General features: G+C 56.1%; 15 protein-coding genes. 13 read left to right on the top strand and 2 right to left on the bottom strand.

Annotation, left to right across the window (positions count from 1 at the left end; all coding sequences use genetic code 11):
* Window positions 1-35: 35 nt before the first annotated feature.
* Complete coding sequence (locus KP014_RS01345) at window positions 36-1583, bottom strand: FAD-dependent oxidoreductase (RefSeq protein WP_036588842.1); 1548 nt, start codon at window positions 1581-1583, stop codon at window positions 36-38.
* Between the two features lie 174 nt (window positions 1584-1757).
* Window positions 1758-2876, bottom strand: coding sequence for a diguanylate cyclase (locus KP014_RS01340; protein ID WP_175491785.1), 1119 nt, complete (start codon window positions 2874-2876; stop codon window positions 1758-1760).
* 232 nt (window positions 2877-3108) lie between these two features.
* On the opposite strand from KP014_RS01340, the gene KP014_RS01335 reads away from it, so the two are divergent.
* The 13 genes from KP014_RS01335 (at window position 3109) to KP014_RS01275 (ending at window position 16704) form a co-directional block, all read left to right on the top strand.
* Entirely contained in the window at window positions 3109-3504 is a 396-nt protein-coding gene (locus tag KP014_RS01335; RefSeq protein WP_036592656.1) for a Fur family transcriptional regulator, read from the top strand.
* 214 nt (window positions 3505-3718) lie between these two features.
* A complete protein-coding gene (locus tag KP014_RS01330) occupies window positions 3719-5794 on the top strand; it encodes a methyl-accepting chemotaxis protein (RefSeq protein ID WP_051499727.1) in 2076 nt (691 codons plus the stop codon).
* A gap of 74 nt (window positions 5795-5868) precedes the next feature.
* Window positions 5869-6681 carry a uroporphyrinogen-III synthase gene (locus KP014_RS01325; RefSeq protein WP_036592654.1) on the top strand — a complete coding sequence of 271 codons (813 nt, stop codon included), beginning with the start codon at window positions 5869-5871 and terminating at the stop codon, window positions 6679-6681.
* 194 nt (window positions 6682-6875) lie between these two features.
* On the top strand, window positions 6876-7514 hold the full coding sequence (locus tag KP014_RS01320) for a ThuA domain-containing protein (RefSeq protein WP_036592653.1): 639 nt from the start codon (window positions 6876-6878) through the stop codon (window positions 7512-7514).
* 93 nt (window positions 7515-7607) lie between these two features.
* The gene (locus KP014_RS01315) at window positions 7608-7970 is read left to right on the top strand and encodes a phasin family protein (RefSeq protein ID WP_036592651.1); all 363 of its coding nucleotides are present in this window, start codon (window positions 7608-7610) and stop codon (window positions 7968-7970) included.
* Between the two features lies 1 nt (window position 7971).
* The gene (locus KP014_RS01310) at window positions 7972-9642 is read left to right on the top strand and encodes an ABC1 kinase family protein (RefSeq protein WP_036592650.1); all 1671 of its coding nucleotides are present in this window, start codon (window positions 7972-7974) and stop codon (window positions 9640-9642) included.
* 211 nt (window positions 9643-9853) lie between these two features.
* The gene (locus tag KP014_RS01305) at window positions 9854-11392 is read left to right on the top strand and encodes a DEAD/DEAH box helicase (RefSeq protein ID WP_090833826.1); all 1539 of its coding nucleotides are present in this window, start codon (window positions 9854-9856) and stop codon (window positions 11390-11392) included.
* Window positions 11393-11544: 152 nt separating this feature from the next.
* Complete coding sequence (locus tag KP014_RS01300; RefSeq protein WP_090833825.1) at window positions 11545-12414, top strand: M15 family metallopeptidase; 870 nt, start codon at window positions 11545-11547, stop codon at window positions 12412-12414.
* A gap of 78 nt (window positions 12415-12492) precedes the next feature.
* Window positions 12493-12840 (top strand): DUF3243 domain-containing protein, encoded by a 348-nt coding sequence (locus KP014_RS01295; protein ID WP_036595875.1) that lies wholly within the window; start codon window positions 12493-12495, stop codon window positions 12838-12840.
* A 167-nt stretch (window positions 12841-13007) separates the two neighbouring features.
* Entirely contained in the window at window positions 13008-14030 is a 1023-nt protein-coding gene (locus tag KP014_RS01290; protein ID WP_090833824.1) for an LLM class flavin-dependent oxidoreductase, read from the top strand.
* Between the two features lie 221 nt (window positions 14031-14251).
* On the top strand, window positions 14252-14662 hold the full coding sequence (locus KP014_RS01285) for a YjdF family protein (protein ID WP_036595039.1): 411 nt from the start codon (window positions 14252-14254) through the stop codon (window positions 14660-14662).
* Window positions 14663-14766: 104 nt separating this feature from the next.
* A complete protein-coding gene (locus KP014_RS01280) occupies window positions 14767-14940 on the top strand; it encodes a hypothetical protein (protein ID WP_216700444.1) in 174 nt (57 codons plus the stop codon).
* A gap of 129 nt (window positions 14941-15069) precedes the next feature.
* On the top strand, window positions 15070-16704 hold the full coding sequence (locus KP014_RS01275) for a formate--tetrahydrofolate ligase (RefSeq protein ID WP_036595042.1): 1635 nt from the start codon (window positions 15070-15072) through the stop codon (window positions 16702-16704).
* The last annotated feature ends 110 nt before the right edge of the window (window positions 16705-16814 follow it).

Here is a 16814-nt window from a genome sequence, read left to right as displayed (position 1 = left end):
CTGCCCTTGTTAACCCGGCAAGCGTCTGACTTGCTCTACAGGTCCGGTTTGGCCAGCGGCAGGGTCGCCGGTCCTTCAATTACTTCACCGTCATAGGAGTAACGGGAGCCGTGGCACGGGCAGTCCCAGGAGCGTTCGCTCTCGTTCCATTCACATTCGCAGCCCATATGCGTGCATGTTCTGTCCACGAGATGAACACCGCCTTCGGAGTCCCTGTATGCTCCGACCCGCTTTCCATCATGGCGGACGATTCCGCCTTCGTCCAGTCCCAGGTCGTCAATTTTCTTGAGCGTGAACTCCATCTTGCCCGTGATAAGCTCTTTGGCGACATTGGCGTTCTGCACCAGAAGATTCTTGATGCCCGGATTTGCCTTGAACCGGGACGGATCGTAAAGCTCCGTATAGGGACTCGGTTTGCGCTGAATCTGATCGGCAATCATCCGCGCCGCCAGCGTGCCGGCCGTCATACCCCATTTAGCGAAGCCGGTGGCGACATAGATTTCCTTGTCTTCGGATATTTTGCCGATGTAAGGGACCCGATCGACCGTAACCAGATCCTGTGTGGACCAACGGTAAGGAATCCGGCGGATTCCCAGAAGCTCTCCGGCGAAAACCTCCAGATTCTCATAATGTTTGATCGTACAGCCGCTCTGTCCCGCCTTATGGTTCTCGCCGGCGGCAATGACCAATCGTCTGCCTTCCCACTCTACTGCGCGAAGGGACCGCCGGGGCTCGCCGACGCTTAAGTACATGCCGCCTTCGTAGTCGGTTTCGGGCTCGAAAGCCAAACAGTACGCGCGGTCCGCATGCAGGCGGGCAAAATACATCTCTCCCCCGTCATAGAAGGGATAGTGGGAGGCCGATACGGCGTGGCGGCACTTAATGCGATGCTGTCCCCGTTCGGTAAAGAGCGTCAGACCCCTCTCATTCTCCACGTCTCTACTGATCGTGGTGTGCTCATAGACGATTCCGCCTTTGTCCAGAAAGGCCTGAAGCAGTCCCTTCAGGTAGGCTAAAGGATGGAAGCGGGCCTGTCCAGGAAGCTTGATCCCGCCTCCAATACGGATAGGCAGCGATACATAATCCACCCATTCCCCGGGCAGTCCCAGCTTGCGGTAAGCCTCGAATTCATCCTCCAGCTGTTTCAGCATCTTCGTGTCGCCCGGATTGCTGTACAAATAAGCATCCTCGCGCGCCAAGCCGCAGGATATGCCGAGCTTCTCAGCCGTTTGTACGATCCATTCCAGGCTCTCGCTGTTAGAGCGGAAGTAGGACTGGGCGCCGTGTTCGCCGAAATGCTTCAGCAGGTCGGCATATATCAGGCTGTGCTGCGCCGTAATCTTGGCAGTTGTAAAGCCCGTAGTGCCGGCGAACAGCTCGCTTCCTTCCAGCAGCGTTACCTTGCAGCCGGCTTCCGCCAGCAGATATGCCGTGGTAATTCCTGTTATGCCGCCGCCTACAACGGCTATGTCGGTGGCGTGGTCCTCCGCGAGCCGGGGAAAAGAAGGCAGTTCCGTCGTTCCTCTCCACAGCGATTCCGGCAGCTTGGGCAGACTTTCCGGCCATTTGTTTTCTGGGTCCATCCCGTATTCCTCCTTATATTATACAATCGTCATTTCAGTAATTACCACTAATTAGGTAAAAGAAACTTCGCTGCGAGGCTTATCATGCAAAACGGCCCGGCAGTTGCGATTGATAGGAGGTCTTTTCCCGTTCAGACGGCGGGTCAGATTAGGATGACATTCGTTAAATGGCACTCAGCCTACCCCGTATGGGTCGGCGGCACAAACTTTATTTCTCCCCGAGTTCTTGGCTGCATACAGCGCCTTGTCCGCATATTGGCTGAGCAGGTCTCCGTCCGCATCCTGTATATTTTCCGGATAGGATGCAGCCCCGATGGATACGGTGAGATGGATCTTATTGCCCGAAGGCAGCAAGAAGCGGTCATTCTCGACAGCGACCCGGATGCGTTCTCCGGCCTTTTGCGCCTGATGGAGCGGGCAGTCGGGAAGCAGGATCGTAAATTCTTCCCCGCCGTTGCGGGATACGATATCATAAGACCGGGAATGATTGCAGAGACGGCGAGCCAACTGCTTCAGAACGGCGTCTCCCGCCGGATGGCCGTAGGTGTCGTTAATAATCTTGAAATGGTCGATATCGATGACGAGCAGCGACAGACTTTCCCCATGCCGCTCGGCCCGGGCCATCTCCGTGTCCAAATGGCGGTGGAACTGGTGCAAATTGTTGAGATTGGTCAGATAGTCCGTAGCCGCCCGCACTTCAAGCTGGGCATACAAATCGTTGGAACGTTGAATATATTCGGCTACATAATAAACGGCCAGTCCGGCGGCAAGAGTGACGCCAAGCTGCAGCGGAAAGAATTCCATAATGATTTTGAGGTCTCCCAGATTGGCGACAAGTGTTGCGAAGCAAATCCCCATACTGATCAGGTTTCCGATCATAACCTTGCGCATTCGTGACCAGCGGAGCGCGGAAATCCCGCTGCAGCAGAGACCGATCAGCAGCAGGGAGACGCTCGCCGTTACTGAAGAGTACATCAAGCCATAGATAAGAACCCGGCTTAAGGCTAAGACCGCCGCACAAATTATGGCAGGCAGCCAGCCGATATAGGCGGACACGATAACAATTGTCAAATGTCGGATGTTAGCAAAGGTACCCGGGCCAACCGGAAAGGAATACTCCATCAAGATCATGCCGAACAGTCCGAAGAGCAGTCCGATGCCGACGCTGGAAGCCCTGGTGGTGGAACGGCCGATAACGGCATACTTTTTGGACAACATGCCCGACAGGAAAAGAAAAGTAACAAGTATACAAAAGTTAGCAAAAAGGCTGTTGATCATTTTTATTATCATCATGGCAGTATCAGGAGCTCCTTGCATAAAGTGGCCGTTCCAATTGCGGCTCTTGCTTATTTTAGCTGAAAAATACTGAAGAATGTTGCAGAAAAATGTCGAAAACAATCGAATTTTTAGTAACAATTACGGTTCTCAGACAACCTGAAGTCTTGTTCGGGCTTGAGATCAGAATGTTGACCGGAATACGCCAACGATTTATACTTGATCTAAAAATAAAGTAAGGATGATCGAAGTGAGACATCTTAATCTGACTTCCCAACGCCAAGCCGTCTACGATATAGTCCGCGAATCGCATGACCATCCGACCGCGGCGGAGGTTATGAACCGCCTGGTGGAGAGGGGGCATAACCTTGCCTATGGCACAGTCTACAATTCGCTTCGCTACCTCGCGGATAAACAATTGATCAGAGAACTGAAGCTGGGAGAGGCTGCCAGCCGTTACGATGCGAGAATGGACGACCACCAGCATATTATTTGCGAGCGATGCGGAGCGGTGGATGAGGTGATGAGTCATGTGCCGGAGCATTGGATGGAGGCCGTCGCTAAGGAAACTGGTTATACCATCGGACATGCGCATGTGGTCTTTGGAGGCATCTGTTCTGCTTGCCAAAATAAAGTTGTTAACTGACTTCTGCCGTTCATGCTAAGGCAAAGAGTATATAGGGCTTTCCGGTCAGTCGGGCCGAAAAGCCCTATTTGTGTCCGTTTATGGATCCACTGGATATTTTTATGAGGGAATCCCAGAGAAACAGTAGAATTATAGATAATCATTGCCGATATAACATTATATTACTCAATTTTTTACTTCCTAATTTATCCATCTGAATGGGGGAACAGACAAAATGCCAAAGAAAGCCAAGGCCGGCTTGACTCTGCGCACAAGATTAATTGCTACCTATCTGATTGTACTGATGGTACCGGGCATCATCATCGGAATGCTCACCTATCGGACAGCCAGCAGCGCAGTAACGGATCAGCTTATCAATAATGCGCAGGAAAGTATTACGGCTGTCAATGAGATCATCAATTCGAATATCCAGTCTAAAATAAATGACGTAAATTATTTTGTCGATGCCGTCTCCTCAGCCACGGCTAACAGCAAGACGGACGGGGAAGGCTATGCCGAACTGAAAGACAGATTGCAGGAATATGCGGCGATGCATCCTGATGTGCTGGAGGCATACGTGGCGACAAACGAGGGGAAAGTTATAAAAGCTTCCGATACCCCTCTGCCCAGCGGGTACGACCCTCGCAGTGAAGATGCTTATGTGAGCGCCGTCAAAAAGGGAAAGGGCGTAGTGATCTCTCCGGTTTTTAATAACGCAAATAAAGAGACGGTTGTCTCCTTGTCCTCTGTGCTCAAAGACGGAAATGGCGTATTTGTTATCCAATTGAATTTGAAGCAGCTCGCGGGACTGGTCGATCTTAAGGTCGGCAAGAAAGGTTATATCCTGATTATGGACAGCGGCAAAAGGTTCGTGGTGCATCCTACGGAACCCCTTGGTCAGGTATCTTCCCGGGATTTTGTAAATAGAATGTTCGAGAAGGGCTCCGGCACGTTCGAATATACCTTTAATGGCGAGGAGAAAAGCCTCACATACATGGTTAATAAGCTGACCGGATGGAGAATCGCCGGCACAATCAACACCAGTGAAATTACCGGCGCGTCAGATGGTATCCGCACTACCGCCCTAATCGTCATTTTCGTCTCTGTACTGATTGGGATGGTTCCGATTTTCTTTATCATACGTTCCCTGCTCTTGCCTCTGAGCAGACTCAGCAAAGCGACGGAAGTTATCAGCAAGGGGGATTTGTCCCAGGATATCGGATCCTTCGGACGGGACGAAATCGGCCAACTGGCCTCCAACTTCAAAACTATGGTCGCAAGTCTTAGGGAGATGATATTTGGCGTGCAGGAAATGACCGACAATGTATCTTCCTCAGCGGCGGAGCTGACGGCCGGCGCCGAGCAGACGACCAAGGCGATCGAGCATGTGACCATTGCCATTCAGGAAGTGGCTTACGGCAACGAGCAGCAGGTTAAGAGTATAAATAAAGGGATGGAAGGCTCGGTCGCGACTACCGCAGAAGTAAAGAGCATTTCCGCCAATATGGATGAAGTATCAGTGATGATGGATAAGGCTACCCGCTCAGCGGCGGAGGGCAACGATTCAGTCATTCAGGTTGTCGACAAAATCAACTCGATTCACGAGACGGTCGAGGAACTGGGAGCCGTCATCGACAAGCTGAATGAACGCAGCGGTCGCATCGTAGGAATCGTTGGCATCATTAGTGGTATTGCCCGGCAGACGAATCTGCTGGCGCTTAACGCTTCCATCGAGGCCGCAAGAGCCGGGGAACATGGCCGGGGTTTTGCGGTAGTCGCTACGGAGGTCCGCAAGCTGGCCGAGGAATCGGAGAAATCGGCCAGTCAAATTTCGGGAGTCATTTCTTCCATTCACAGTGAAGTGAAGGCAGCTATAGAAACGATGAACAATGCTAAAGAGAAGGTCTCCGAAGGGATTATGGCAGTCGACACGACCGGTCGTTCCTTCTCGCGGATCCGCAGGGCGGTCAAGGGAGCGGCGGAAAAAATCGAAGCGATGTGCGAAGGGGGTCGCACCCTGTCGCAGGAAGCGGACGGCATGGAACAGGCGATGGAAGTTATCCGCATCATTTCTCAGGAAACCTCAGCAAATACGGAGACGATTTCGGCCGCAGCGCAGCAGCAGCTCGCCTCGGTTGAGGAAATCGCCTCATCATCGTCGGATCTCAGCCGCCTGGCCGACGAACTGCAAGATCTGGTCAGCCGCTTCAAGCTGTATGATACCGCCACAGCAGATAAGCTTTCCGATGAACTGGCTGAAGCCGGAAATACTGCGGAGGAAGAGGAAAGCCCAAATGGGATAGCGAGCTAGAGCTTCCTTTTTGAGTCTTCTTGCAAGTATACTGTTAGGCAGGAAGCAAGGAGAGAAAAAAGGGAGGCAGCATCATGGCAGATCAACTAACAGGCATCACCGTCGCCCTTGCCGGTCCGCGCAAATCGGAGGAACTGACGAAGCTGGTAAGCAACATGGGCGGTACCGCGCTGCTGCGGCCCGCTCAGGGTACCGTGTTTCTGGACGACGAAGAGCTTCGTCAAGGGCTGGAGTCTTGGACTCGCAACCCTCCGGATTGGACGATTCTGACAACGGGCATGGGGCTGGATGCGCTGTTCCAAATGGCGGGCGGTATGGGAATCGAGGGGCGCCTGCAGGAAGTTCTGGCAGGCTCGATGATCGCGGCCCGGGGCTACAAGACGGTAAACGCGCTGAAGAAAAGAGGGCTTGTTCCGGACGTCCGCGACGATGATGGAAGCACTACCGGTCTGATCCGTGGTCTTGCTCCGTTCGATCTCCGGGGCAAGGAGGTTATTCTTCAACTGCATGGCGATCCCGCGCCACGGCTGAACGCCTGGCTTGAAGAAGCCGGTGCGGCGGTTCGGCAGGTACTGCCTTATCGGCATATGCCTCCGAATCAGGAGGATCTTGAACGGTTATTGACTGAGATAACGGAGGCAAAGGTCGATGCCGTTGCGTTCACCAGCGCGCCGCAGATACGCTTTCTGGCCGAATATGCTCTCGGGTGCGGCAAGCTGCAGGCGATGATTCACGCTTTTGAGACCGGAGTACTTGCGGTTGCGGTGGGACGGATTACGGCCGATGCGCTGAAGGAGGCGGGGGTTAAGCGGATCATCATGCCGGAGCAGGAACGGATGGGCAGCATGATCGTGGAGCTTGGCCGCTATTTGGCCGCCCGCAGCTAGCGGACCGGCCCTCTATGCCAAAGAGAACAGAGCATTTCCGCGTCGTAACCCGGCGGGAATGCTCTTTTTATATCGTGCTGCCTGGCCCGGTGGAAGCGGTTCCCCTTTTCCTTGAATGGACATCCGGCATCATTTTCCTTAAAATATAGGCAGTATGAATTGATCGACTACGGATACCAAACGAGGAGGCCCTTATGGATAAAAGAAAATGTCTGCTACTCGGCGAATACACACATCCAAGGTTTCATCCGCTTCAGGGTGTGGATAAGCAAATTAGCCATATATTAAATGATCTGATGACCGTCCAGTGTACGGAAAATAAAAAAATGCTGCTGAGCGAAAATTTGAGCGGCTACGATCTATGCATCGGATATAATGAGCTGTGGAATGAATCGGTTTCTCCGCAGCAGACGGCCGGACTGCTCAGCTATGTCGCCGGCGGCGGCGGACTCATTGTTCTGCATACAGGTGTGTCCCTTGCGAACCGGAATGAACTGGCCCAATTGATCGGCGCCAGATTTGCCGGACATCCGCCATACGGACCGCTCGAATTCCGCACGCGCGAGCACGACATAACGGAAGGGGTCGAGAGCTTTGCGTTGGAAGAAGAGCCGTATCGCTACGAATTCGACCCGTTTACGGAGAAGACGGTGCTGCTCGAATTCGAGGCGGGCGGACAGTGGTGGCCGGCAGGCTGGTGCCATAGCTATGGCCTTGGACGGGTCGTCTACCTGATGCCGGGACATCATGAGCCAACGTTCCGCCATCCGGCGGTGCAGACCCTGCTGCTGCAAGCCGCCACATGGGCGGCCCGGATCCCGCTCCGGAAGTAGAAGATCTTCCTTTTGTGCGCCCCCGTCCTGTAGGGTATAATTTAATTGTTGCCCCAAGCCTTCAGCAAAACGGAATCCAAGGAGGAAGAGACTATGAGCGATTTGATAAAAAAAGCGATCTCTTTAGGAGTGGGACTCACCGTTGTCAGCAAGGAAAAGGTGGAAAAAGTCGTTGATGAGCTGGTCAAGCGGGGGGAAGTGGCTCCCTCGGAATCAAAGGCGCTCGTCGATCGGCTGATCGAGCGGGGCGAAGAAGAACGGAGCGTGTTTAAATCGGCGATTCAGGAGCAGGTGCAGCGTGTGCTTAAAGACTTGAACGTTCCGGCAAAAAGCGACATCTCCGCTTTGGAGGGACGGATAGCCGTTCTGGAGCAGCGTTTGGCTGAACTTGAGGGCATATCCCGAGAAGGAACGCAGCCGGTGGAAGGAATAGCACCGGATACGCATACAGATTAAAATGGTCCGGATCAGACATGCCGGACGTTACCGTTCCATCGCCATGGCGCTGATGCGCCATGGCTTCGGCTTTATGGTGGAAGAGCTGGGGCTGTACCGCGTACTGTCGCTTCCGCGCCGGCTGGTAACGCAGGAAGTTCAGCATCCCAGCCGGACGCTGGGAGAGCGGATCAGGCTGGTGCTGGAGGATTTGGGTCCGACCTTTGTCAAGCTCGGCCAGGTTGCCAGTACACGCTCGGACCTGCTTCCGGAATCGATTATTAATGAACTGGTAAAGCTTCAGGATCATGTGCCGCCTTTCCCGGTGGAAACGGCCCGCAATATTCTGGAACAGGAGCTGGACCAGCCGCTCAGCGAGATATTCGATTCTTTTGAAGAGACGCCGCTCGCCGCCGCTTCCATCGGGCAGGTTCACCGCGGCGTTCTGCTTAGCGGGGAGCCGGTGGCAATCAAAATTCAACGGCCCGGCGTTATGCGCATGATGAGCCGTGATCTGGAAATTCTCCGCGATCTGACGGCGCTTGCCGAAAGGCGGCTGGGTTGGGCGAGGCAGTACAGCCTCTCCCGGATGGCGGAGGAGTTCTCCAGATCGCTGATGAACGAGCTGGACTACAGCCAGGAGGGCAGGAGCGCGGAGAGAATCGCGCAGCAGCTTGAGGATAACAAATCGGTCTATATTCCGGCGATTTACTGGGACTATTCATCCTCTCGCGTACTGACGATGGAGTTTGTCGAGGGGATTACGCTGAATCGGCGGGAAGCGCTGCTGAGCAGGGGCGTGAACCTCAAGGATACCGCGGAGCGTCTGGTGGATATTATGCTGAGGCAGATTTTTATCGACGGCTTCTTTCATGCCGATCCCCATCCCGGCAACGTGATGATGACGGACAGCGGAAAGCTTGCGCTGATTGATTTCGGCATGGTGGGCAGGCTGAGCGAGGAAACAAGAGACCATCTGTCCAGCCTCATCATCGCCCTGATGCGCAAAAATACGGAAGCCATGGTACGGGCAATTTTACGCCTTGGCGTCATTCCGGAGGATGCGGATCAGTCCGCGCTCTATGAGGACATGGACCGGCTGAGAGAGGAATACTATGACGTTCCGTTCAGCCAGGTCAGCATTGGGAAGGCGTTGAATGATTTGTTCGCGGTTGCCCGGCGCCACCGTCTGGCGATTCCGCCCGATCTGGCGATGCTGGGGAAGACGATGCTGACTCTGGAAGGGGTCGTAGGCAACCTGGACCCTTCCTTCAGCATTATTCAAATGGCGGAGCCTTTTGGCAGGCAGCTCGTGAAGCAGCGCTTCAGCAGCAGCCGGCTGCAGCGCAAGCTGTGGGGCGGGGTTGCGGAGCTTGCCGAAAGCCTCGTAGAGCTGCCTGGACAAGCCCGGCAGCTGTCGGCGCTGATCAGCAGGGGCAAGCTGAAGGTCGAGGTCGGCGTGCCCGAGCTGCAAAGCCTGCTGCGCAAGCTGGACCGCATCGGCAACCGGCTCTCCTTCAGCATTGTGCTGCTGGCCTTCAGCATTATTATGGTCGGTCTGATTATCGGTTCGTCGCTGCGCCGAGAGCCTTCCGTGCTGTGGAATTTTCCCACCGTCGAAATCGGCTCGGTTGTTGCGCTGTTTATGTTTATCTGGCTGCTGTACTCGATTTTCAAATCGGGGCGGTTTTAGAGAAGGAGGATTAAGGCGGCGGGGATTGCGGTTACAATAGAAAGAACCAAGGACGGAAGAACTCCTGCCGGAGTTCTTCCGCTTTTAATGTACAGGGTTCCTCGGGGCGCCGGAAGGTGCTTCAGGAGTGAATTCATGCGCTTGTAGTAAAAGGCGCTTTAGTCTAAACACGGCGCGAATCATGCGCTGAATACTTGGAAATGACGAGGTGATGAAATTGCCGGGTTTTAAAGAATTGGGAGTTTCAGAGGCGCTGACTGCGCTTCTTAAGGGGAATGGCATTGCACAGCCTACCCCTGTACAGGCAGAAGCGATTCCGCCGCTCGTGCAGGGTCTGGATGTCATAGCAAGAGCAAAGACGGGCACGGGCAAGACGCTGGCTTTTCTGCTGCCGATATTGGATAAAATCAGGCCGGACCGTCCCTTTCCGCAGGCTCTGATTATGGCGCCGACACGGGAGCTGGCGCTCCAGATTACGGAGGAAGCGCGGAAGCTTACGCATCAGAGCGATATCAAGATCCTTGCGGTGTATGGCGGACAGGACGTGGAGAAGCAGCTGCGCAAGCTGGAAGGCGGCAGGCATCTCATTATCGGCACGCCGGGCAGGCTGCTGGACCATATGCGCCGCGAGACACTGGCTTTGGGCGGAGTAAATATGCTGGTGCTCGACGAAGCGGATCAGATGCTGCATATGGGCTTTCTGGACGAGGTGGAGAGCATTATTACGGCGATCCCTTCGCGGAGGCAGACGATGCTGTTCTCGGCGACCATGCCGGACCCGATCAAGCAGCTTGCGGCCAGCTATATGAAACAGCCGATCGACATTGTGATCAAGAGCGGTTCGCCGATTCCGCTGGACAATATCCGCCAGCAGGTCGTCGAATGTACCGACCGTGCCAAGGAAGAGGCGCTTAAGGCGCTGATCGAATGGGACCGGCCGTATTTGGCCATTATCTTCTGCCGGACGAAGCGCCGGGTGTCGAAGCTGAGCGACGCTCTGCGGGAAGCGGGATATGACTGCGACGAGCTGCACGGCGACCTGTCGCAGAACAAGCGGGAGGCGGTCATGAAGACGTTCCGGGAGGCGAAGCTTCAGCTTCTCGTCGCTACGGACGTCGCTGCCCGCGGTCTGGACGTTGAAGGCGTAACCCATGTCTTCAACTACGATATGCCGCTGGACGTGGACAGCTACATCCACCGTATCGGCCGGACCGGAAGGGCGGGAGGCAAGGGGCTCGCGATCACCTTCGCCTCTCCGCGCGACCGCGCCGGGCTTGAGATGATCGAGCGCGGCATTTCGCAGCGGCTGGAACGCCGCCGCTATGAGAAGGGCGAATTCGGCGAGGCCAAATTCGTCACGGGCACGGGCGGCGGCGCCCGCGCGGGCGGAGCTCGCGAGGCCTCGCGGACCGGGCGCGGGCCGTTCGCTGGCGGCGCGCGGACGAGCGGCCGCGGCAAGGACGCGGGCGGCCGGAGCCGGGACGCCGAGCGGGGACGGCGGAGCCGCCAGGATGGCGCGGCGCCGGACAAACGCGCCGCGCATGGCGGACGCGGGCCGTCGCAGGGCAAGCCGTCCTCTGGCGGCGGGCCGTCGCAGGGCAGACCATCGCATGGCGGCGGACAGGCCCGCAGCGGCGGCAGGAACGGCGGAGCCGGCACAGCCGCCTCCGGTCATGGCGGCCGGGGGGGCAGCGGACGGAATGCGCGAAGCGGTGAGGCAGGCCGCAAAGGCGGCAGCCGCGGCAGATAAGGGCGGCCGCTTGGCTGTGCCGGCCCGTTAACGAGCGGCCCAAATAACGACGATTGGCAGGAATTGCACTGGGGGCGGCTGCAACATTTGCCGCCCCAGGCCTGTCTATAAGGATATACTTCAGCAATACCGGTCATAAGGAGGAAAGCACCATGCGCAAACAATTGTGGATTCCACTCCTGTTCCTGGCCGTCATCGCCGTCGGCTGGGGAATAGGCAAATATACGTCGCCGGCCCGATCCACGGGCAGCGGGGCAGCAGCTGTGGATCAGCCGGCACTTAATGGTGCGGCGGCTCAGCCCCCGGGTGAATCGCCCGCTCCGTCCGCTCCCCCGGAGGGGCAAAGCGGCGGAGGGACGCAGCCGGCTGGCGAGTCGCCGGCCCCGTCGGCCCCCCCGGCGGAGGGGCAGAGCTGGGGAGAGGCCCAGCTTGCGGCGACGGAGCCGGACAGCATCGGCGTCATGGTGAACAAGCAGTACGGGCTGCCCGATAACTACAAGCCGGCCGATCTGGTGTATCCCGACGTTCCTTTTATATTTAAGGAAAAGATCGAAAAGCGGATGATGCGCAAGGAAGCAGCTCATGCGCTTGAGGAGATGTTCGCGGGTGCGAAGCAGGACGGCGTGTATTTGGCGGGGGTTTCCGCCTATCGCTCCGAGAAGACGCAGCAGGGCCTGTTCAACGCCTATGCGGAGCGGGACGGAGAGGAGAAAGCGCAAACTTACAGCGCCGTTCCCGGACACAGCGAGCATCAGACGGGCCTGGCGATCGACCTTTCCGGCACTGACGGCAAATGCGCGGCGGAGAGCTGTTTTGCCGGAACGAAGGAAGCGGACTGGCTGGCGCAGCATGCACCGGAATATGGCTTTATCATCCGTTATCCGGAAGGCAAGGAAGCCTTTACGGGTTATATGTACGAGCCTTGGCATGTACGGTATGTAGGTAAGGAAGCCGCCCGTTCTATCGCGGAACAAGGCATTACGCTGGAGGAATATTATAGCGCTGTGCCGGTATCGAAATAAGGTTTGACCTTGATTCACCTTTACCCGGTCCGGTTAATTAGTGTAAAACCGCTATTAACGCTAAAGGAGGCGAACGACATGTCCGAGCATAACCATGTTGTGAGCAAAGACGGTGGCGTGGCAATCGGACTGGTGAAGGAAACACTCAATCGGATCGAACCCGGACAAAGGGAAGAAATCTTGAGCAATTTCGACGCATTCCGTACTTACTTAAGCAAGCGGATTCAATTGGCCAGAAAAATCGGCTTCGGCGAGGCGCAGTTATCTCAGGCGGCGGAGAAGGTGGCGGACTACCTGGCGGCCTATGAGGAACCGCGCAACAGTGAGGAGAAGCTGCTTCTGGAGCTGTGGAGGGTCGGAAGCAAAGAGGAGCGCAGCAAGCTTGCCTCCATGCTTGTTAAGCTGGCGTTGTCCGAACGGGTCTAAGAAAAAGGAGAATCAAGCGTTTAACCCTCTCCGGCTAGCCGAGGAGGGTTTTTTTGAGGTCATGGACCGGAAGCTATAGATACATAAACGAGCGAATTTGAAGAAAAGACGGCTGCAGCCTTTTGCATGGGAGTCAGTCGTCTGTTTCACGGAAAGGGTGTCTGCCTATGATTAAGCTCAGTGTGCTTGACCAGTCGCCGGTATCGGAGGGAAGCACGCCAGCCGAGGCGCTTGCGCAGACCGCCATTCTGGCTCAGGAGGCTGAAAAGCTCGGCTATTCCCGCTTCTGGGTGGCCGAGCATCATTTTGCACCCGGTCTTGCCGGATCAAGTCCGGAGGTGCTCATCGCGCATTTGGCAGCCGTTACCTCCTCTATCCGGATCGGCTCGGGCGGTATCCTGCTGCCTCACTACAGCGCATATAAGGTTGCGGAGAATTTTCGCGTGCTGGCGGCTCTATATCCCGGGAGAATTGATCTGGGGATTGGCCGGGCAGCCGGCGGAGGCGCTCTTGCCGTCCGGGCCTTGCAGGAATATGGAACGGCCGGCCCGGACAAATTTTCCGAGCAGATCAAGGATTTGATGGCCTATCTGAATGACGGGGCGGATCTGCATCACCGCTTTGCGGGGCTTCAGGCTATGCCAACCGGCAGTTCACCGCTGGAAATCTGGATGCTCGGTTCAAGCAGGGACAGCGCGTTATTGGCCGCCGGGCTTGGCGCTGGATTTGCCTTCGCCCGCTTTATTAACTTCAGCGGCGGGGAAGAGGCGATGGCGGCCTATCACAGCCGTTTCTGCCCATCCCCCCTGTCGCTGAAGCCCAAAGGAATGGCCGCTGTGTTCGCAGTCTGCGCGGAGACGACGGAAGAGGCGGACCGGCTCGCCTCAAGTATGGACCTCTCGGCGGTTCTGCTGGACAAGACGCATGTCTCTGCGCCTACCCCCTCTGTGGAGTACGCACTGTCTTATCCGTATACGCCTTACGAAAAGCATATTGTCCAGGAGAACCGCAGGTCCATGCTGGTCGGCTCTCCGGAAAAGATTGGAAATCAGCTGCATGACCTCTGCGCGCGGTTCGGCTGCGAGGAAGTGATTATCGGTAGTGTTATGCACCGCTTTTCGGATAAGCTGAAGTCGTATCGGCTGATCGCGGAAGCCTGCGGGTTGACCCCGCGTATGTCTCCGTGCTGACAGCCGTCCTGCCGCCTTTCCACTGTTGAAATTCGCCAAATATAAGGTAAGATGGGAAGGAAACGTAAAAACACGGCTCCGGTCGGTAGTCCGGACGCATGGAAGCGATGCGGCGAGAAATATGCATATCCGCTGTCGCCCGCCGCCAATACCTCCATGTCAGTAACCTTCCCCCTCGGGATGTCCCTCGTTTCGTATTTTTGAAAAGAGGGGGAACACCGATGAAATTGACGGTATTTTTCGAAGACCCTTTTTGGGTCGGAATTGTTGAAATCGATGAGAATGGAGTCGTCAAGGCCGGACGGTACGTCTTTGGCGCGGAGCCATCGGCGCAGGAAATTTGGGAATTCGTCCTTTTTCGGCTTCAAGAGGTAACGGACGGTCTATCCTGCGGAGTGGCCGTCCCCAAGCCGGCCCTGCGCGTCAGCAATCCGAAGCGGCGCGCGAGGGAAGCGGCCGGGGAATCGCGAGGCCGGGGCAGCGGCACGTTAAGCCAGGAAGCCCTCAGGCTGGAACTTACGAAGCGCAAGCTGGAATCATCGCGAATGAACAAAGCCCGCAAAGAGGAGCTTGCCGAACGCAAACGCGAGATCGCCCGCAAGAAAGCGAAGGACAAGCATCGCGGCCGGTAATTGTGCATCCGCATCGAAGCCTTATGCGGCTCACGATAAGGGCGGCGCTTTCGCTCATGAGAGCCGATAAGACGCTTCCTCTCCCAGTATTTCGCAGGGGTACCTTGCGACCGCCTCCCGGCCGTATTGCCGCAGTCGCGGCCTTGCATAGTGCAGCCGATGAAGCCTCGGAGCCGACCGGCGCGTTAAGCGGCGAAGCCTTCCGGAACATGGTTCTTCCCTTTCCGGAAGGCTTTTTTCATCGTATGGAGTTCATTAGAGAACGGGATAAAGCCTGAAAATAAGGCTTGACGCTTCTCAAAGACCTTGTATCCTGTAATAAGAAGCTTAATGTACGGCATGCTGATGAAATACGATGGCTGGCGGACAGGATTAGGATATTATGTTTCAGGGGGTTAGTAACTGGCATGAAGTTAATTACAGAAGTTGCGGCAGAGACGGGAATTCATGAAGATCATTTGGAGTTGTACGGCAAATATAAGGCCAAGCTGGCTCCATCCCTGTGGGATGAGATCAAGGGCCGTCCGGACGGCAAGCTGGTGCTGGTCACCGCAATCAACCCTACGCCCGCGGGGGAAGGCAAGACGCTGACGACGATCGGCCTGGCGCAAGCCATGAACAGAGCAGGCGTCAAGACAGTGGCTGCGCTGCGGGAACCGTCGCTTGGCCCTTGTCTTGGCATGAAGGGCGGAGCTACGGGCAGCGGAAAAGCGCAGATTGTTCCGGCGGACGAGATCAATCTGCATTTTACGGGCGATATTCATGCGGTGACGTCGGCCCATAATTTGCTGTCGGCCATGATTGACAATCATATATTCCAGGGCAATGAGCTCGGGCTGGACCCGCAGAAGATCGTATGGAAACGGGTTATGGACATGAACGACCGCAGTCTGCGCAGCATCGTGACAGGGCTTGGCGACGGCAACGGGACGGTTCGGGAGAGCGGGTTTCTGATCACCACCGCCTCCGAAATCATGGCTGTGCTGTGTCTGTGCGATAATCTGGCTGATTTGCGGGAGCGCCTTGGCCGGATGCTGATCGGCTATGACCGCGAAGGACAGCCGGTGACGGCGGGCAGTCTGAAAGCGGTGGACGCAATGACCGCCCTGCTGAAAGAGGCGATTAAACCGAATCTGGTGCAGACACTGGAGGGAACGCCGGTAATCGTGCATGGCGGACCGTTTGCCAATATCGCGCATGGCTGCAGCAGTGTGATCGGTACCCGTTACGCGCTGAAGCTGGGCGAAGTCGTCGTGACGGAAGCAGGCTTCGGCGCCGATCTTGGAGCGGAGAAATTCATGGACATCAAATGCCGCCAGTCGGGCCTTAAGCCTTCCGCGGCGGTATTGGTCGTTACGGTGAAATCGCTGAAGTATAACGGCGGTGTCCCTAAGAGTGAGCTGTATGCCGGGAACCGGGCCGCGCTGATCGCCGGACTTTCCAATATGCAGCGGCATATCAAGAATTTACGGAAATTCGGCGTTCCGGTGCTGGTGGCCCTCAATCATTTTGAAGGCGACAGCCAAGCGGAAATTCAGGAAGTGCTGGCGGCCTGCCAGCGCCTGAATGTGCCTGCCGCCATTTCCAAGGCATGGGCCGAGGGCGGCGCCGGGGGTCTGGAATTGGCGACCGCGCTCAAGAAGCTGCTGTCCGGATCGGATACTTCCGCTTATGCGCCGCTGTACAAAGACGAACTGGACATCCCGTCCAAGATCGGCAAAATCGTCAAGGAAATATACCACGGCGCCGATGTCGCCTTCAGTCCGGCGGCCAAACGCAGTCTGGCGCTGATCGAAAGGCTCGGCTTAAGCCATCTGCAGGTGTGCATGGCCAAGACGCCTTATTCCTTCTCCGACCAGCCGCGCCTGCTTGGAGCGCCCGAGGGCTTCACTGTTCAGGTTCGCGACATAACGCTCTCGCTGGGAGCCGGATTCGCCGTTGTTGTTACCGGCAGCATTGTCACGATGCCGGGACTGCCGGCTAAGCCTGCCGCCGAGGGCGTGCAGATTGACAGGGAAGGAACGCTGATCGGCCTTTTATAATTTAACATTTTTAACTTTTAAATAAATTTACAGCCTCCGGGTTCGCCAGCGAATCCGGGGGTTTTTTTACGGAAAGATTGAATTCCTTCCTTACCGCCGGCAAATCGCTT

The sequence above is a fragment of the Paenibacillus sophorae genome (assembly GCF_018966525.1).
Classification (GTDB): domain Bacteria; phylum Bacillota; class Bacilli; order Paenibacillales; family Paenibacillaceae; genus Paenibacillus_AQ; species Paenibacillus_AQ sophorae.
The sequence above is the reverse complement of the archived record's forward strand: the minus strand, read 5'-3'. Positions and strand labels throughout refer to the sequence as shown.